15 protein-coding genes and 1 tRNA gene are annotated in these 17,777 nt (G+C 46.4%); 10 read left to right on the top strand and 6 right to left on the bottom strand.

What is annotated here, in order from left to right:
• Positions 1-18: 18 nt before the first annotated feature.
• Positions 19-1,098: an adenosylcobinamide-phosphate synthase CbiB gene (cbiB, locus tag QUA43_RS01220; protein WP_333370307.1), complete on the top strand. Its 1,080-nt coding sequence runs from the start codon at positions 19-21 to the stop codon at positions 1,096-1,098.
• 256 nt (positions 1,099-1,354) lie between these two features.
• Positions 1,355-1,888 carry a bifunctional pyr operon transcriptional regulator/uracil phosphoribosyltransferase PyrR gene (gene pyrR / locus QUA43_RS01215; protein ID WP_333083995.1) on the top strand — a complete coding sequence of 178 codons (534 nt, stop codon included), beginning with the start codon at positions 1,355-1,357 and terminating at the stop codon, positions 1,886-1,888.
• A 497-nt stretch (positions 1,889-2,385) separates the two neighbouring features.
• Here pyrR and QUA43_RS01210 read toward each other — a convergent pair.
• Positions 2,386-2,458, bottom strand: a tRNA-Ile gene (locus tag QUA43_RS01210).
• Positions 2,459-2,643: 185 nt separating this feature from the next.
• Here QUA43_RS01210 and QUA43_RS01205 point away from each other — a divergent pair.
• The gene (locus QUA43_RS01205; protein WP_333362510.1) at positions 2,644-3,336 is read left to right on the top strand and encodes a hypothetical protein; all 693 of its coding nucleotides are present in this window, start codon (positions 2,644-2,646) and stop codon (positions 3,334-3,336) included.
• Between the two features lie 67 nt (positions 3,337-3,403).
• Complete coding sequence (locus QUA43_RS01200; protein ID WP_333370305.1) at positions 3,404-4,882, top strand: hemolysin family protein; 1,479 nt, start codon at positions 3,404-3,406, stop codon at positions 4,880-4,882.
• A gap of 140 nt (positions 4,883-5,022) precedes the next feature.
• Here QUA43_RS01200 and queC read toward each other — a convergent pair whose 3' ends face one another.
• Both queC and QUA43_RS01190 read right to left on the bottom strand, forming a co-directional pair.
• On the bottom strand, positions 5,023-5,697 hold the full coding sequence (gene queC / locus QUA43_RS01195; protein WP_333370303.1) for a 7-cyano-7-deazaguanine synthase QueC: 675 nt from the start codon (positions 5,695-5,697) through the stop codon (positions 5,023-5,025).
• A gap of 277 nt (positions 5,698-5,974) precedes the next feature.
• On the bottom strand, positions 5,975-7,309 hold the full coding sequence (locus QUA43_RS01190; RefSeq protein ID WP_333370301.1) for a cytosine deaminase: 1,335 nt from the start codon (positions 7,307-7,309) through the stop codon (positions 5,975-5,977).
• 412 nt (positions 7,310-7,721) lie between these two features.
• Here QUA43_RS01190 and QUA43_RS01185 point away from each other — a divergent pair, with 412 nt between their 5' ends.
• From QUA43_RS01185 to QUA43_RS01170, 4 genes are all read left to right on the top strand, one after another.
• Complete coding sequence (locus tag QUA43_RS01185) at positions 7,722-8,969, top strand: GTP cyclohydrolase II (protein ID WP_333370299.1); 1,248 nt, start codon at positions 7,722-7,724, stop codon at positions 8,967-8,969.
• 89 nt (positions 8,970-9,058) lie between these two features.
• Positions 9,059-10,141, top strand: coding sequence for an adenylate/guanylate cyclase domain-containing protein (locus tag QUA43_RS01180; RefSeq protein WP_333370297.1), 1,083 nt, complete (start codon positions 9,059-9,061; stop codon positions 10,139-10,141).
• Positions 10,138-11,385, top strand: coding sequence for a URC4/urg3 family protein (locus QUA43_RS01175; protein ID WP_333370295.1), 1,248 nt, complete (start codon positions 10,138-10,140; stop codon positions 11,383-11,385). Before QUA43_RS01180 ends, QUA43_RS01175 begins: the two co-directional genes overlap by 4 nt.
• A gap of 46 nt (positions 11,386-11,431) precedes the next feature.
• Entirely contained in the window at positions 11,432-11,644 is a 213-nt protein-coding gene (locus QUA43_RS01170) for a hypothetical protein (protein WP_333370293.1), read from the top strand.
• 215 nt (positions 11,645-11,859) lie between these two features.
• Here the strand turns inward: QUA43_RS01170 and QUA43_RS01165 are convergent, their stop codons facing one another.
• Positions 11,860-12,432, bottom strand: coding sequence for a DUF4360 domain-containing protein (locus tag QUA43_RS01165; RefSeq protein ID WP_333370291.1), 573 nt, complete (start codon positions 12,430-12,432; stop codon positions 11,860-11,862).
• 611 nt (positions 12,433-13,043) lie between these two features.
• Between QUA43_RS01165 and upp the strand changes: the two genes are divergently transcribed.
• Both upp and QUA43_RS01155 read left to right on the top strand, forming a co-directional pair.
• Positions 13,044-13,679 (top strand): uracil phosphoribosyltransferase, encoded by a 636-nt coding sequence (upp, locus tag QUA43_RS01160; protein ID WP_333261449.1) that lies wholly within the window; start codon positions 13,044-13,046, stop codon positions 13,677-13,679.
• Positions 13,680-13,998: 319 nt separating this feature from the next.
• Positions 13,999-14,145 carry a hypothetical protein gene (locus QUA43_RS01155; protein ID WP_332946242.1) on the top strand — a complete coding sequence of 49 codons (147 nt, stop codon included), beginning with the start codon at positions 13,999-14,001 and terminating at the stop codon, positions 14,143-14,145.
• 307 nt (positions 14,146-14,452) lie between these two features.
• Here QUA43_RS01155 and QUA43_RS01150 read toward each other — a convergent pair whose 3' ends face one another.
• Entirely contained in the window at positions 14,453-16,375 is a 1,923-nt protein-coding gene (locus tag QUA43_RS01150; RefSeq protein ID WP_333370289.1) for a hypothetical protein, read from the bottom strand.
• A gap of 34 nt (positions 16,376-16,409) precedes the next feature.
• Positions 16,410-17,753 (bottom strand): glycosyltransferase family 4 protein, encoded by a 1,344-nt coding sequence (locus tag QUA43_RS01145; protein ID WP_333370287.1) that lies wholly within the window; start codon positions 17,751-17,753, stop codon positions 16,410-16,412.
• Positions 17,754-17,777: the final 24 nt, after the last annotated feature.

The following is a 17,777-nucleotide window of genomic DNA, read 5'->3' as shown; positions in this document are numbered from 1 at the left end:
AGTTTCACACAATATATAATGATGCCGGATGAATTTCCTGTTTTGATTTTAGCTGCGGTGTTGGATTATTCGATCGGCGATCCTTGGGGTTGGCCACATCCCGTGCAGGCGATGGGTTGGGCGATCGACCGCTATACTCGATTTGTCTTTAATATATGGAATAATCCCGCAGGCAAAATGCCTGAAGCAGGGGATTGTCCCGCTGGCGATCGGCACAAAATGCTGCTACGAGGTGCTGGTACAATACTAGCGCTCGGGCTGATTCTAGGCAGTTATACTGTCAGTTGGTCGATCGTCCAAGCTGCTAGTTGGGTACATCCTCTTTTAGGTATTGCCATACAGACCATTTTGCTGGCAAGCTGTTTTGCAGGTCGCAGTTTGAGGGCCGCAGCAGAGGATGTGCTAGCACCTTTAAATGTTGGAGATTTAGTCAAGGCGCGAGAAAGGTTGAGCCTTTACGTCGGCCGGGATACCGAAAACTTATCCGAACCAGAAATTCTGCGAGCATTGTTAGAAACTGTAACAGAGAATGCAGTCGATGGTGTGACAGCACCGCTATTTTATGCCTTACTTGGGTTCGGTCTGCCACATCTATTATTAAGTGTTACCGGTTCGCCGATCGATCCTAACTCGATGTGGGCGAGTGCTATAGTCCCCTTGGCGATCGCTTACAAAGCAGCCAGCACATTAGATTCTACGATCGGCTACAAAGAAGCGCCATACACAGATTTAGGATGGTTTAGCGCCAAACTAGAAGACGTGCTGACGTGGATTCCTTGCCGGTTAACAGTGATTACTTTAGCCGTTATATCTGGCAAACCGATTTACATTTGGCAAATTTGTCAGAGAGATGCTGTTAAAGATGCCAGCCCGAATTCCGGTTGGAGCGAGTGCGTTTACGCCGCCATCTTGGGAGTGCAACTAGGAGGTACTAATTCCTATCGCGGAGTTCTCAAACACAAACCGCTCTTAGGCGAGCCGGTTCACCCTATCACAGCGCCGCTAATTTGCCAAGCATTGCAATTAACTCGGTATTGCTTTCTGATTTGGTTGGGACTATCATTGCTTTTTTATACCTTATTAGGTTTGAGCCGCTAACTGATGACCTCACCCGAACACTCCAGGAGGCATAAATAACGTATTTCTGTCATTGTTCGCCCGCTTGCAAGCAATCGCAGCATCTGCTTTTCATCGGTTCGGGGTAAGTCCTGCAGAAGACAGAGATCGGCCACCGACAGCAGCAAAAAAAGTTTTGACCTTTGTTCAAACCCCCAGATTCATCTGTCAAGTTCATCTATCTAAAATCTCAAATTGTTCGATATGCCAACAGCCAACAATTAGCTCGCAGCAACCCATGACTAAAATTATCGAAATTTTATCCCCTGATGAAGTGAGGCGTACTCTCACCCGCGTCGCTTCTCAGATTGTCGAAAAATCAGGGAATCCCTCGGAGTTAGTGCTGTTGGGCATTCATAGTAGAGGAGTGCCTTTAGCTCAAATTTTGGCAGATCAAATTGAAGTCCTCGAACAAGTCAAAGTACCCGTGGGCGCTTTGGATATTACCTTTTACCGAGATGACTTGGATCGAGTTGCGATGCGGACACCGGCTAAAACAGAAATTCCTTTCGATTTGACGGGCAAAACCGTGGTGTTGGTAGATGACGTTATATATAAAGGCAGAACGAGTCGAGCGGCTTTGAATGCGGTAAACGATTACGGGCGACCGGAGAAAATTTGGTTAGCGGTATTAGTCGATCGTGGCCACCGAGAAGTACCGATTCAGCCGGATTTTACGGGTAAAAAGTTGCCGACTGCAAAGGAAGAACAAGTTAAGGTTTACGTTCAAGATCTCGACGGGCGGGACGGAGTGGAGTTAATTAAGGGTTGATAAGTAGAAGGAAGAAGGAAGAAGGAAGAAGGAAGAAGGAAGAAGACTTACACAGCAAGCTTGAGCGCGAGCCGTATTTTTCGTTTAATTAGGTGGATCTACTTAGGATCGCGAATTAAATAACTTACAATTTTAATTGTTATTGTGGGATGGGCGTCCCGCCCGTCTTTTTTGGACGGGCGGGACGCCCATCCCACAAACTTGTGGAAGTTATTTAATTCTCCTTCCTTATCGTTTCCGTTGGCATCGGAATCATAATTTTCTGAGGTCGCAAGTGCGATCAACGCGCGCGGAGCCAAGATATCTCCGCAAGGAGTCGATCGATCGAATGTCTAGTTTGCCGCGATCGCACTTGCGACCTCAGAAACCGGGTTTCTACGTATATTTATCGTTACTCAACGTAAAAATTCGGAGAAACCCGGTTTCTCGCCTCCCATGCGTCGAGGGAAGAAACCCGGTTTTGGGTTCACGGGGGGAGGGTCGTGATTAATTTTAAATCGGCAGTGCAGGAGTTGAACCTGCCTGGGGCGAATTATGAGTTCGCTGCCTAAACCGCTCGGCCAACTGCCGTTAAATCGATTTCTTCGACCTAACTCAAAATGAATTATAACATAATTTCTCAGTCCGTGCTAGAACTAGAGAACAAAAATCAAAATCTTTAGATCTGCTGAGTCCCCGATCGCCTGTTAGCCAATGTGCTCTCGCCGATCGACCGGACAAAGCAGTTTCTAGGACTCGGCATAAACTTATAGGCAATGGCAGTGAATTCGACGGTAGTTCTGACTCTAATTCTGCTCGCTCTCATGTTTGGAGCAGGCGTGACGAGTTCTGTTTGGGGATTTACTATAGGTCGCGAAGCCTTGCAAGGAACGACTCAACCCGATATTCGCCCCAGCAACAATGCTGGCAGCGGCAAGCAGGGAACTCAGGCTAGCAAAGACCAAGTGAGCATTTTGAAAGAAAAAGACATTCTCACAACAGTCAAAGCACGGGTAGAAGGTCGCGATCCAGAAAAAACAACGGCCGGGGCAAATACTAAAACAGAGAAGGCAAGCTCTAAACCAGCCGCGGCCAAAAAACCGGCTGCACAAAATGCCAGCGCCAAATTTCCCCGGAACAGTCGCGACGGGGGAATAACCTTGGAAGTGAGCGCGGCCAGTCAGCGCAACAATTCCATGCTGCTAGACGTGAGCATGAAAAATGAAGGCTCCCAAGCTGTGAGGTTTCTCTACAGTTTCTTGAACGTCACTGACGATCGTGGCCGGGCCCTGAGCGCGACTGCCGAGGATTTGCCGTCGGAACTCCCCCCCAACGGGCAGGTGTTTTACGGTACGGTGAGTATTCCCACAGCTTTGCTGGAAAATGCTAAGGAAGTTTCGCTGACGCTGACAGATTATCCAGGTCAAAAACTTCAGTTGCAAATATCTGGCATTCCAGTGGCGAAGTAAAACAAAAGGAGCAAAACCTCCAAAGGGATTCTCACGTTTGATCGAGAAAGTTTTTTTAGGGAGCATTGTGTCACTTTTAGGGGCGAGAGTGCAGGAGATATCTGATTTACCCGCGATGAGTTGGACAGAGGTGCTGTCGCGGTTGCTGTCAGTGCTGTTGCTGATTGCGATCAATGCTTTTTTTGTGGCGGCTGAGTTTTCGATGGTGACGGTACGCCGATCGCGCATCAATCAGTTAGTGGACGCTGGCGACGTTGCAGCTTTAACTGTGCAATCTTTGCAGCAAAGTATTGAGCGATTGCTCTCGACAATGCAGTTGGGAATCACTCTTTCTAGTTTAGCTCTCGGCTGGATTGGGGAAAGTACGATCGCCGTGTTAGTCCGAATGTCGATCGGCTATTTGCCACTGCCAATTTACATCAAGTCGGCGATCGCCCATTCTTTTAGCATATCAATAGTAACTTTTTTGTTGCTAGCTTACGTGCAAATCGTACTGGGCGAACTCTTTCCCAAATCTGTAGCGTTGCTGCATTCCGAACAGCTAGCCAGAAGTTTAGGGCCTCCGAGTTTATTGATTGCCCGTTTGTTCAAGCCCTTTGTGTCGTTTCTCAATCAATCTACTCGATCGCTCTTGCGGTTTGCGGGCATCGAATACGATCTAAGACATCGGCCGGTTACTCCCGAAGAACTGCAATTAATTATAGCTACTTCCAGCGAATCCAGCGGCTTGGAAGCAGAAAAGCGAGAATTGCTCAACAACGTGTTTGAATTTGGCGAAGTTTGGGTAGAAGAAGTAATGGTGCCGAGGCCTAGCATTGTCGCACTTCCCAAGACGGCAACCTTTCAAACTTTGCTCGACGAAATGGCGATTTCTAACCATTCCCGCTATCCCGTGACGGGAGATTCTTTAGACGACATTATCGGCATTATTGGCTTCAAACAACTTGCGAAACCCCTAGCTGAAGGTTTGCTATCTCCCGACACGCCAATTTTACCTTGGATGGGTTCGGTGAGGTTTGTGCCGGAGATGATGCTGCTGGGGGAACTGCTGCCTTTGATGCAGAGTTCGTCGGAAGAAATTGCGATCGTAGTCGATGAATTTGGGGGCATTTCCGGGTTAGTGACGCTGAGTGATTTGATTGCCGAAATTATCGGCCGCAGCTACGAGTCGCCCGACAGTAAAGAAATAGCTTTGCAAGTATTGGACGATCGCACTTATTTAGTGCAAGCGCAGTTAAATTTAGATGATGTGAATCAAATATTGAATGTGGATTTGCCAGTAACTGACGAATATCAGACAATTGGAGGTTTTCTGAGTTATCAGTTGCAAAGAATGCCGGCAGTTGGGGAAGTTTGGCGCGGCGAAAATGTGGAACTTACGGTTATTTCTGTGTCCGGACCGCGGTTGGATCAACTTCAAATTCACTTGCTGGAAGGGGCGGCGGGCGATCGAGCTTTAGGTGAAGTTGCAGCAGCGGATGAGGAAGTTGTGGGGAAAGGGCGAAAGAATAGCGGGGTGAGTAGTGTGGCAAAATTTTCTCATTAAGATTTGGATGAAAAGGGCGCTCAAAATAGCGCAACTTTTTCTCCCAAATCTGAGTTAACAACCCCGTTTATTCTTGAGTTTTTTAGAGAGGGACGAGAGTTTATGGAGGAGCGCTTTCAACCGCCGAGTCGGAATACTGTTTAAGCGTAAGACACCGGATCTTTCAATCCCAATTCCTCAAAAGCCGCCAGCCGCAACCGACAAGAATCGCAAACGCCGCAGGCATTTTTCCCGCCTGCGTAGCAAGACCAAGTTTGCTCCCAAGGTACTCCCAATTTGTTGCCTAATTGAATAATTTCTGTTTTTTTAAGTTCGATCAAAGGTGTTACAATTTTAATAAAATTTCCTTCTCTACCCTGCTTGGTTCCTAACCGAAATACTTCCTGCATGGCTTGGATGTAATCGAGGCGACAGTCGGGATATCCAGAATAATCTAAAGCGTTGACACCGATGTAAATGCGATCGGCTTCTAGAGTTTCTGCGTAGGCGAGGGCAAAGCTGAGAAAGATTGTATTTCTAGCTGGAACGTAGGTAATTGGGATGTTTTGAGACATTTCTGCTAGATTGCGATCGATCGGCAATTCCATCTGATTATCCGTCAAAGCCGAACCGCCCCACAGTGTTAAGTCAAAGTTTACGATCTGATGTGCCTTAACCGCTGCCGAAAGTGCGATCGCCCTTGCTGATTCCAACTCCCGCCGATGTCTTTGCTTGTAGTCAAAGGAAATAGCGTAACACTCGCAGCCGTCGGCTTTGGCTTGATACAAAACTGTTGAGGAATCCAGCCCTCCCGACAATAAAATAACTGCTTTCACTTAAAATATCCTCAATCAAATTAGCTTTTATATTTATATCAAATTAGTTGCCATTTGACAAGATAGCAATGCTAAATGCTTGTTGAAAGATATTTTTTTAACGAACCGCGAAGACGCGAAGTACGCGAAGGAAGAGAAGAGAAGGGACGTTGGTTGATAATCTATAGTGCGTGTTTAACTGGTTCCTAGGTTCTGCCTGGGAACCAGTAGAAAGAAAATTCATCTTTTGTGGAACAGGCATCTTGCCTGTTCTTGAGATTTGTTCAGGATGTCAGATTTAAATTGCTAATAAATCATCGAGTTCGCGGTAATCTGGCAAAGTTGTATCAATTTTAATGCCCTGCCGCAAAACTGTGCGATCGCCCTGCGATCTAGATAACAATTCGCTGAAATTCCGCGCCTTAAACAAAATCAAATCAGCAGGTAAACCAACTGCAATTCGTCCTAAATTCGGCAATCCCATTAAATCTGCTGGAGTCTTTGTAACTGCACAGGGCCAGTCTCCATAAGGCCTATCTAAATGAGCGATGCGGACTGCCATATTAAAGACTTCCAAAACATCATGGTCGCCAAATCCGTAAAACGGATCGCGACAATTGTCGCTAGCAACTGCAACGGGAATTCCGGCTGCTTTGAGTTCGTGCAGTAGCGTGACTCCCCGCCAGCGCGGTGTATGCCCAGATTCTCGGTCTTGCAGGTAAAGGTTGCACATCGGCAAGCTGACAATGCCAATATTTGCTTCCTTGACTAATTCCAGAGTTTCTGTTAGTAAATCTGACGGTTGTACGGCTAAACTACAGCAGTGCCCGCAGATAATTTGACCGGAAAATTCATGGCGGATGGCGGTTTTTGCGACTTCCCGCAATGTTACTGAATCTGGATCGTCGTTTTCGTCGGTGTGAAAGTCGAGGTTTAAATTTCGTTCTTTGGCTAAGGCAAAAACTCGATCGAGTTGTTTGTCTAAGTCGGGATTCATATAGGCGAAGCCGCCGAGAATGCCGCCGATTTGGGCTATGCGATCGGCTAATTTTTCGCCGGCTGGTGTCAGGAAATAGTCGAGGGAAACCAGGGAAACTGCTTGCAAGATCAGCCGATCGCCCCATTCGGCTTGCAGCGCTTCAAATACTTCTAAACTAACGGTTCCCTGTTCGCCCGCGCTGTCGATGTGAGTGCGGATGGCCTTGGTTCCGTGGGCGTAGCTGCACTTGAGGCCAAACTCCATTCGCCGGTAAACATCCTCTGCATTCCAGTTTTTTTGGGCATCAGCGCCTATCGCTTCGATCGCGCTGGCAAAAGTTCCATCGGGATTGGGCGATCGTTCCCAAATGTGACCTTTGTCTAAATGGGTGTGCATATCCACAAAACAAGGCCAAATTAAGCCGCCCTGCAAATCTATAACTGGGATATCTCCAGAGGAGGAGACAGGTTTTGTACCTGCTGGAGTAATTTGGGCGATCGCCCCTGCTGCAATTTCCAAATCCACCAAACAAAAATTGTTCTCACTCCCCGTTGTCGCCACAGTAGAAGCTGAGGGCGCGATCGATTTCATCTCTAGAAGAGACGCGGGTACGCGACCATTTTTGAGCAAATAATTAGATGTACTTGGCAACATTAATTTTGTGAGTTAGTATTTTCTTGATATTTCCCGGCTACCAGTTGTAACTATAACAACCCTCGCAGGAATTGTGAACATCTCTTTTCCCCTCTTTCTCTCTTTTCTAGATTCTCTACTCCCTCTGCGCCCTCTGCGGTTAGTTAAACTAATATCATGCAGAAAGAAAATATAAATGCTAGAGAAACTTGGATTAAATAGGTAGCTTTGCTGTTGGTACTCCCGCCCTAATCACTTAAGCAATTATGCAAAATTTTTAGATTTTCAGGACAGCGATAAAATCATCGTCACGAGTTTGGCTATACCGGATACTTCCCGATCCAGAATCCTTTTGCTATCATAAATCACTGCTTCAAATTGCAATTTCACTTTCAACTAACAGCAGCATCCATAGCAAGAGCCAAAAACAACTGTGTCAAAACCCAAGCATATAGTTTTAACATCCCATCCCGACAGATCCGGCACAAAACCTCATCCCATCCACTGGGGAGAAATCGATCCGCTGAAACGGGGGCCTGTGATTGGTAGCCTCACCAAATCGTCTCAGCGGAATGCGATCGGCACTCATTCGGGTTCCTACTCTGTTTATCGCGCGCTAGCAGTGGCTTCCGGTGCACTCCAAGCAGATCACCGCCCCGATTTTACCAACACCTCTCCGGCCGCACACATCGGGCCACACCAGAGTTGGGGCGATCGCAATTTGATTGTTTCTCTCGATCCGTTTGGGGGTTTGGTCAGCGAAGTTTATACTTCATTTCTCCAGCAGGGATATGATATTCGACCGACAATTGCTGTCACTAAAGCTCACATTAATATGCCGGAATTGCAAGATGCCATCGCTAAGGGGCGAGTGCAAATTGATGGCAAAATAGTCAAAGCAGGTGGCAATTTAGCAGTAACTAAAATTGCGATCGATCCGGTTTGGTATTTGCCGGGAATTGCTAGCCGAATTGGCGCCCAAGAAAGCGTTCTCCGCCGTGTCCTGTTCGAGCAAACAGGCGGAATGTTCTCGGATTTAGTGACGCGGCCAGACTTACACGTTTTCTTGCCACCGATTGGCGGAACTACGGTTTATATTATTGGCGATGTCGCGAATATTTCTGACCCGGATAAGCAGTTGGCGGTACGGGTACACGATGAATGCAACGGTTCTGATGTCTTCAGTTCCGATATCTGCACTTGTCGCCCTTATTTGGTACACGGGATGGAAATTTGCATCCAAACGGCACAATCCGGCGGTTCTGGGGTAATAGTTTACTTCCGCAAGGAAGGAAGAGCTTTGGGGGAAGTGACTAAGTTTTTGGTGTACAATGCCAGAAAACGGCAGGAAGGTGGCGATCGCGCTGATGCCTATTTTACGCGCACTGAATGTGTTGCGGGAGTTCAAGATATGCGGTTTCAAGAATTAATGCCAGACGTGCTGCACTGGTTGGGGATCTCTCGAATTGACAGTTTAGTTTCTATGAGCGATATGAAATACAATGCGATTATCAATTCTGGCATTCAGGTGGTCGATCGCATCCCTATTCCTGAAGATTGGATTCCCGCAGACGCACAAGTCGAAATCGTCGCCAAAAAAGCCGCCGGCTACTACACGCCAGACCCTGTGCCAGATGCTACAATTCTTGCAGAAGCGATCGGACGCGATTTAGGAGATTGAGAGGGCAAAGACGCGAGCGATCGGGCGCGAACAATCGCGTCTTTGCTAAATGAAATTTATTGCTGGTTTTTGATCAGTCAGGGTAGGTTATGGCTAATTTGCGTTCTACTGTGATCGTAAAAACAGATATTTGTGGATATACCGTCAGAGTAAAAAAATTATCTCAGTCGGACTTAAGTAGTTTGTTAAACGAGCATAAAACTTTTGTTTCAGATATTAGCGCCAGAAATGAAGGCAGCGTGATTAAAGGGGAAGGTGATTCATTTTGGATAATTTTTCCAAGCGTCACAGCAGCGGCAGTAGCAGCTATAGAAATGCAGCAAGAATTGAGAGCGCAGCAATCTAGTAAGGCGAACGACGAACGATTGGCTATTCGCGTGTCGATTACATTAGGAGATGTCTTGCATCAAGATAAAGATATCTTTGGCGATACGGTGAATTTAACAGCGCGCATAGAATCAGTAACTCCGCCGGATGAAATATATTTGTCCCAAGCAGCATGGCTGGCCCTCAACAAAGCAGAAGTGCAAACGTCTTTTGTCAACGAGTTTTCTTTGAAAGGGATGAGCGAACCTGAAAAAGTATATAAAGTTGACCAAAGTTACAAAACGCGAATCATCAAAAATCAAGCAATAATTAAAGCAGATTTGAGAGGTTTTATAGCTTATCAAGAATCTAATTCTATCAAAGACGTTGAATATTTGCTGACCAACTTTGATACTTTTGAAAAAACAATTTGCGAAGAATTCGGCGGCACAATTCGGAGTATTGTGGGGGATTCGCATTTGTTGACTTTCCCGGAAGCTCACTCAGCGTTAGCGGCAATGGAAAGTCTGTGCGAGAATTGGAAACTTTTTATTGACGCCAATCAAATACCTTGTGGCTTGTCGGTGGGAGTTGCTAAGGGAAATTTATATATATTTAGGTCTTGCACTTATGGAAAAGATATTAACATAGCCGACAGGCTGGAAGATTTAAGTAAAATAGTAACTCCGGGTAGAGAAAGAAATTCAGTCATAGTTTCCGATCACATAAAACGCGAAGTCAGCGGGTCGAAGTGGGAATATAAGCTGATTAAAATCGATAAAAATGCGATTTTAGATAATCTTTTAGATTACAGTCAGTTTGACTTTTTTCAAGAAAACGATGTTTACCGGTGTTTGGTTGTATGAAGTTGCACAATATTGAACTTGAGACTGTAGAATATCTGAGAACGCCGGCTGCTATTCGTCAAAAGTGCGATCGGCTTTTTGATTTAGCCCGCCAGGACAAACTCCGCTACTTCCGCGTCGATTTATCCCAACTCGACAAAGCAGCAAATTATGTAATTGACATAACGCGCCAACAGTATCCCGATTTTAACATTCCCTTTCACAGTCGCTGGCGACATTTTGAAGCTGGCAACTTGTCGCGACTCGCCGAATTGAATGCAGGTTTAGCAGAATTTGCACTCATAGAGCAAGCTAAGATCAAATTTGATTTAGCAATTGTCAGCGTTTTGCTTGATGCCGGTGCTGGTGCAGATTGGCAGTATTGTGAACCAGAAACCGGGCAGGTGTACCGCCGTTCTGAAGGGTTAGCAATAGCCAGCTTACGGATGTTTTGTCAAGGTGTTTTTTCCAGCAATCCCGATTTTCCTTGGCAAGCTGATTCTCGCGGACTTTCTCAATTAAAACTAGAAGCCTTAGCTGCTGGATTTCAGGTAAGTCGAGACAATCCGCTAGTTGGTTTAACAGGCAGATTAGAATTATTGCAGCGTTTGGGAAATGCGGTTTGCCAGCATCCATTATTATTTGGCAGCGAAAACCCGCGTCCTGGCAATTTGGCCAAATACTTGCTCGACAGTCGGGTTTCTGAAACCCAAACTGTGAATGCTGCGGTCGTATTGAGCGCTGTTTTGACAGGCTTTGGGGAAATTTGGCCGGGAAGATATGCAATTGGTGGCGTTAATTTAGGCGATGTTTGGCGGCATCGGGCATTGCAAGGAGAAAATCTGGGAGATGAATTGGTGCCGTTTCACAAACTCTCGCAGTGGTTGACTTATTCGCTGTTGGAACCGCTGCAAGAACTTGGTTTAGAAGTCGCCGGATTGGATGAGTTAACGGGATTGCCGGAGTACCGCAACGGCGGTTTGTGTTTGGATATCGGGCTGCTGCAGCCAAAAGATTCGGCTATTTTTGAGCAGAGTTACTTGCCTGGTTCGGAAGTTATAGTAGAATGGCGATCGCTGACTGTGAATCTTTTAGATACAATTGCCGCAGCTATTCGAGAAAAGCTGCATTTGAGTGCGACAGAATTGCCGCTGGTGAAGATTTTGCAAGGAGGAACTTGGGCGGCGGGGCGGAAGATTGCGGGGGAATTGAGGGCTGGTGGAGTGCCGCCAATTCAAATTGAAAGTGACGGGACGGTGTTTTAAAGGGAAGAAGGAAGTTCGGCAACGGATTCTGTAACGGATGTAACGGATGTCAGGAAGAAGGAAGTTCGGCAACGGATTCTGTAACGGATGTAACGGATGTAACGGATGTAACGGATGTCAGGAAGAAGGAAGAAGGAAGAGGGAAGAGGGAAGTTCGGCAACGGATTTTATAACGGATGTAACGGATGTAACTCATATGTTGCACCATTCTCAATTAGCTTTTTATGAACAGGCAAGATGCCTGTTCCACACAATATAAATTTTCTTGTGGAACAGGCATCTTGCCTGTTCTCGATAATGGTGCAAGATATCAGACGTAACGGATGTCAAGAAGAGGGAAGAAGCAAGAGGGAAGAAGCAAGAGGGAAGAAGCAAGAAGGAAGAGGGAATAATTTTCCCTCTTCCAACTTAAAACTTAAAATTCAAAATTTAAACCTGAAAACAATACCTCACACTACACTCCCAACAAGCTGCTTAGCGGCAAGTGCGATATTTGACGTGATAAACTAAACCGCGATGAGCCAAATCGAAGGAGTCAACGGTGGCCATGCCAGCACCGCGGGCTGTCATTGCAGCATTTACTCGCATATTTACACTGTCACCACAGCGAGACCAAACATTAGCTACAGTGGCTAAGCTATCTCGAACATTGTAGTTAGTTTCGCCGCTGAGATTCCGATTAAAAACTGGGCCGCGGGTTCCAGCGAAAAAGTATTCTGCTCGCAGGTTGCCTGTGGTTTTGGGAGCAACGTAGCCGCGATAATCAGCATCGTAGATAGAAATTTGGAAGCCTTGGGGTACTTTGATGGGAATGCTGAGATTGCAGCTTTTTCGGCTTTCTGCTGAGACATTTCCCAGGGCTGCAAATTTGTCAAATAGGATGGTCAGTTCTTGACCGTCGGGGCTGACGCTGACGCTGGCAGAGCGATCTGGGCAACCGCTACCGCCGTAGCTTGCACCTAAAATTTGAACGGCAGGATTAGCCAAGGCGGGGCTGATAGAAGCAGTCATTAATGCCGTAGCTAGCAATAGTTTTATAAACTTCATGGATGTTCTCCTTACTTCATAAGTAAAGTTGTGTGTTAGGAGCACCCTAAAAAATTGGAACTGAATTTAGGTAATGTTTTTTACACTGGGATATAACCGCCTTCATGTGGAAAGATGAAAAGCCATTACAGCCAAGCTTATGACCTTATGTGCAGTTCCTATTCAGGTTTTTTCGATTAGTGAATTAATCGAAAAGATAGGTTTTCTGCTGATACTTCTTAAGATTCATATCTGTTGGTAAAAGTTCCGGAAGATTTTGGTGCGAAACTCCGGATCTGTGTTAACAGGCTTGGACGGATCGCGAGAAAGCGAGCGAGACCAGTCGGGAGGCTTTTGTCCCCGGATCTGCGTTCCCAGGAAGAGCGCGGGAAGGAGAGGAAACGAGAAAATGAATTTCTTGTGATTTTCAAACCTCGCATTATTTAGTATCCCGCTGTGCAGATGCAAGGCAAGTTTAGGATCAAATTTTATTGGCGCAGTATTCGTGTTTTCAATAGGGGTTTGATATAAGTAGTCCTGGAGGCAGAGGCTGCCATAAACCTCTTTTTTTTTCGTCAAGAATGCCTCGATGACTGATAAGTTAGAATAAAGCAAATTAATTGTTCAAAAAAATGAGTGCTAAAGTTACTGTCATTGACCATCCTTTGATACAGCACAAGTTAACTCTCATGCGCCAAACTCAAACGAGTACGGCGAAATTTCGCCAATTGCTGAAAGAGATTGGGATGCTGCTAGCCTATGAAGTGACGCGAGATTTGCCGCTAAAATACGAACTAATAGAAACGCCGATCGCCAAAATGAATGCACCGGTGCTGGCTGCAGAAAAGAAAATTGTGATTATTTCAATTATGCGCGCAGGTCAGGGACTGTTAGATAGTATTTTAGAGCTGATTCCGTCTGCGAGGGTAGGACATATTGGTTTGTACCGCGATCCGACAACTCGGATGGTGATTGAATATTATTTCAAAGTTCCCCAGGATATCGAACAGCGAGATGTTTTAATTGTCGATCCGATGCTGGCTACTGGTAATTCAGCAGTGGCGGCAGTGGATAGGCTGAAAGAAGTTAATCCAAAGTCTATTAAATTTTTGTGCTTGCTGGCGGCGCCGGAGGGACTTAAACACTTTCACGAACAACACCCTGACGTGCAGATTTATACGGCTGCTGTTGACGAGTGTTTGGATGAGCACGGCTATATTGTACCCGGATTGGGAGATGCGGGCGATCGACTTTACGGCACTATGTGAATTCAATAAAATTATTTTCTGTTGTATATGCCAATACATTCATTTAACAGTAAGTTTTATAACATAAGTAGTGGTTTGATAGTGGCAGACAATGTAAATTGTAAGATTTTAATGTCAGGGAAAGCCTATATAGAGCAAGGATTGTAGGATTTTATTACGTTAAATTCGTAAATTGCATTATCTCAATGTATTTACTGCATATTATGGGTAAAATCTCTGCCTTTAGTGTAATTAATCGCAAGAATTAGTTCATAAAATAGATGTATGATGCTAACCGTTTGCGATCGACTACTAACATTTTTTGACGAGGGAAAAAACAATGGAGACTACAGCACAGAAGGAAGCCCCAACTCAGCCTGTTGAGGAAGTGAAAATTCAGAATATCAACAGTTTGGAGTTTGAGCTTTGGGCTAAAGCAGTGAAACGGCAGATGATTGCAGCACTCTCTAAAAAGGGCGCGATTTGACATCTCTGGGTTTTTTTTGCACAGGTTGTGTTAATTAATTAAATTAACAAAATTTTTGTCTGCATTGTTGTCCGAGTTCGAGAGGAATAAGGGGAAGAGTTTTGAGATTGCGCTGCTTTCGGAGTTGCGGGAGGGGCAAAAGAAAGAATTTTCCTTTTTCCTAGTTTTGGACGTACAGGTGGAAGGAAGCCGGGTTTTTTTACGAGAATACTTCTGTTGCGATCGGCAGAAATGGTAAAAAACCCCGGTTTCTTTGTGTCAAGAGTGCCTCCGGGACTGTTCTATCTGCCGAATGCTTTCTGCCAGATTACGATCGCTTGTCAACCGCTGCCAGCAAGCGCAGACTTCCGTCTTGAATCTGCACTGCTTTCACCGTTCCTACAGCAACTCTTTGTTGACCGTTAGCCATCGCTACCTCAATCTTAATCTTGGGGTCAGCCTGCAAGCCCAGCCGCCCCCAGAGCCACTTGACTTGAGTAGCAGGAAAAGAGCTCACTTCTACATCAGAAAATGGCGAATTAACCCAGCGGCTACCGTCGTAAAAACTCGCTACCTGCACCTGGTACCACACTTGTTCTCCTGCCAATTTTAACTCATTGTTCGGTTCTGGTTCCAGCCACTCAGCGGGATTGACACTGTTAATTAAAGTAGCAGAACCCATAATTTGACTCTTGTGGGCTTCTAAACTTTCCGCCTGAGAAACTGCTTCCTGAAGTTTGTTGACCAAATTCCGAATTCGACTTCTTGTTTCGCTGTCAGTATCTGATTGCTGGTCGAGCCAATTCATCGCCTCACGAGTGCCGTCTTGAGACGCTACAATCAGGGCACCCCAAGCCTTGACATCGGCGTCAGCGGCATTCACTCTCAAGGCGGCGTCGATGCGGTTCCAGATCCGCCCGCTGTCATTTTTGAGGGTTGTGGCTATTTCGTGACTGTTACTCGGATCGGCTTCAAATACTTGCAAAGCTTCACTCCAGCGGCCGTCGATCAATTCTGCGAGAACTTGTTGACCGGGACTGGCCCAAGATGCGATCGCCTGAGCCCGAGTAATTTTAGCGTGAAATTCGATCGTTTCTAGCTGAGCTTGCGCGACAGCAGGCCAATTTTTGCCGGCTTTCCCCTTCGCCACACGCATAACATTTAATGCTGGAGACCACAGCCCACTTTTTGCCAGTCGCAGCCCATTTTTGTAAGTCTCGTCATTGAAGGCAAATTCTTCTAAAGAAATAGCGGTTAACTGAACTGGGTTGGGCAAAAATTTGCGCGGGCCAATTTGATAAAGGGTAAATTGTGGCTCTAAACCAACTGTTTGGTCGATCGCCAACTGCGGGTTTTCGCCCTTAACAATTTGCTGCCAATTCGGCGGTTGTCCGGCCGCACTCGCCCACTCCAACAGCGGCATTAAATGATTTTGGCTGGGATTGTAGCGAACGACTTGTCCGTAGGGTATTTTCTTGTCGCCCTGCTTTAGTTGACCGCTGACATTAAACCAAATGCCGGATGCGGGGGGCTTTCCATCAAAGCGGCGCAGTTCTGTTAGGGGTAGGGACTGATTCGAGGCTTGATTGTTAGATGTAGAGTCAGCTAAAGAAGCAATGACAAAAGATTCCGCAGGGCCTTCTAGATTCACAGAACTTGCTAACTGAAAATACTGCTCTTTATCGGAACTGCGATCGGGCAACTGTACTCGCTTGTACACCCGAAGTTCGACAATTTGACGGCAAGGATTTTTGCAAACCGTAGAAGCCTTCACAGTTCTTTCTACCATCACCGGCAATAGCAAATCGGAAATAGAATTATCGCGGGATTGATCGACGGGAAGAGGCAGGGGTTCTCCGGTTACGAATCCCAATTTGCGGATGCTGGCTTTGATTTGATCGAGAGTTTGGATCGAATCTCTGCTACCTGTAGGCAGGCGCGACCATTCCGGCACAAACTGAGAGATCAACTTGTTGCCATTGGGATCGACAATTAGCTGATAACTCAGCCAAGCGCCGCCTCCCATTAAGGCTGCACAGCCACCCAAGATGCTGAGGGCTGTCAAATTAGCTATCAGTCTTTTCCAGGGATATCTGGCGCGAGTTCGGGGAGTAGGTATTGGACGCTGGGACTCTTGAAGATTTTTGGGGCGTCGGGTTTGGCGCCGGCGTCTTGTCGGAGGAGGAGCAACTTTGGGATTTTCTGGGGGTTTGGCTCGATTTTTTGAGGGGTTAATTTTGTGTTCCATCATGCCATTTTAGAATTTAGATTTTAGAATTTAGAGTTTAAAATTGCAATAGCCGATCGTACTGCCGACCTATGATATCCCAAGTGTATTGGCTTTCAACGAGCGATCGAGCGTTGACAGAGAGCTCCTGTCTTAGCTGCTGATTTTCAAACAAACTGGCGATCGCCTCAACATACTCCTGAACTTTGTTCGCCCGCAAGGCCTTTATCAGTTGTGGGCCGCCATCGACGGCTAAACCCTCCAAACCTCGATCGCTAGCAACCACGGGAGTTCCCGCAGCCATCGCCTCCAAAGTTTTATTTTTAATCCCAAAACCAATCCGCATCGGCACCACACAAACAGCAGCTTGATGCAAATATTCTGCCACCCTTTGCACCCGGCCTACTACTTGAATTCCGGGAAGTTCCCCCAAGGCGAGCACTTCCGGGACTGGCGAAGCCCCTACTAAGGTGAGGGTAGCATCGGGATAGCGCTGCTGCAAAGGCGGCAGTATTTGCAAACTGAGAAACCGTGCCGCGTCAATATTGGGCAAATTGTTCATTGCGCCTGCAAAAATTAACGTGTGTCCTCCCGGATCGATCGATCGATAGGGAAATTGAGTTAAATCCACGCCGTTAGGAATTACATCTATGGGAGGTACAAAAAAATCTTGTTTTCCTCGCACTGGAACCGGAGGCAACAGTAATTCGAGGAGTTGCTCTCTGTCTGTGGATGTTGTCGCGACAATGCGGGAGAATTTGGAACAATAGCGTTTTTCGTAGCGGGCGAGTAGCGGTAAATTTAGTCGATCGCGCAGGGGTTTTTCCGAGGTGCCGGTTGCTAACATTTCCCTGCAAGTGCCCCAAACGGAACTGTGAATGTTTGCTACTGTCAGCAGTTTTTGCCGCCATTCTGGACGCACGTAAATCTCGTTAACGCTGTGCTCGCAGGTGACAGCATCGCATTTGCCTGCTGTTACCAATTCGTCTGCCCAATTCTGCATTGATTGGGAGTAGCTTGAGAGTACGTTCGGAGGTGTCCCGGACAACAAAAATCGACTGAATCTGTGGAATTTTCCTATTATTTCAGAGAACCCCCCCTCAGTCCCCCCCTTGTTAAGGGGGGGAGGCAAGAATCCTTCCTCAGTCTCCTGGTGGAGTCTTAGCCCCCCCTTAGCAAGGGGGGGTTGGGGGGGTGCTAGCGGGTTGGGAAAAACTGCTAATTCTGTGACTTGCTGGCGCAATGTGTCGATTTGTGCATCGGTGACATCGGGCGATCGTACAGTGCCGAGAATTACATCATGTCGCTGGCTCAAGTATTGTAATAAATTAAACGTCCTTACCTGAGTTCCTCCGCGGCTGGGCGGATAGGGAAATGTCGAGGAAAGCATCAAAATCTTCATGGGATGTGGAATAAATAAAGTTAC

The sequence above is a fragment of the Microcoleus sp. N9_B4 genome (assembly GCF_036701635.1).
GTDB lineage: Bacteria > Cyanobacteriota > Cyanobacteriia > Cyanobacteriales > Microcoleaceae > Microcoleus.
Note: the sequence above shows the minus strand (reverse complement) of the source record. Positions and strands in the feature narration are given on the sequence as shown.

Excerpts from the sequence above, each read along its gene's own strand:
- QUA43_RS01165 (WP_333370291.1), bottom strand. The coding sequence starts at position 12,432 with ATGAAGTTTATAAAACTATTGCTAGCTACGGCATTAATGACTGCTTCT.
- pyrR (WP_333083995.1), top strand. The coding sequence starts at position 1,355 with ATGACTAAAATTATCGAAATTTTATCCCCTGATGAAGTGAGGCGTACT.
- QUA43_RS01180 (WP_333370297.1), top strand. The coding sequence starts at position 9,059 with ATGGCTAATTTGCGTTCTACTGTGATCGTAAAAACAGATATTTGTGGA.
- upp (WP_333261449.1), top strand. The coding sequence starts at position 13,044 with ATGAGTGCTAAAGTTACTGTCATTGACCATCCTTTGATACAGCACAAG.
- cbiB (WP_333370307.1), top strand. The coding sequence starts at position 19 with ATGATGCCGGATGAATTTCCTGTTTTGATTTTAGCTGCGGTGTTGGAT.
- QUA43_RS01205 (WP_333362510.1), top strand. The coding sequence starts at position 2,644 with ATGGCAGTGAATTCGACGGTAGTTCTGACTCTAATTCTGCTCGCTCTC.
- QUA43_RS01175 (WP_333370295.1), top strand. The coding sequence starts at position 10,138 with ATGAAGTTGCACAATATTGAACTTGAGACTGTAGAATATCTGAGAACG.
- QUA43_RS01155 (WP_332946242.1), top strand. The coding sequence starts at position 13,999 with ATGGAGACTACAGCACAGAAGGAAGCCCCAACTCAGCCTGTTGAGGAA.
- QUA43_RS01145 (WP_333370287.1), bottom strand. The coding sequence starts at position 17,753 with ATGAAGATTTTGATGCTTTCCTCGACATTTCCCTATCCGCCCAGCCGC.
- QUA43_RS01150 (WP_333370289.1), bottom strand. The coding sequence starts at position 16,375 with ATGATGGAACACAAAATTAACCCCTCAAAAAATCGAGCCAAACCCCCA.
- QUA43_RS01170 (WP_333370293.1), top strand. The coding sequence starts at position 11,432 with ATGTCAGGAAGAAGGAAGTTCGGCAACGGATTCTGTAACGGATGTAAC.
- QUA43_RS01190 (WP_333370301.1), bottom strand. The coding sequence starts at position 7,309 with ATGTTGCCAAGTACATCTAATTATTTGCTCAAAAATGGTCGCGTACCC.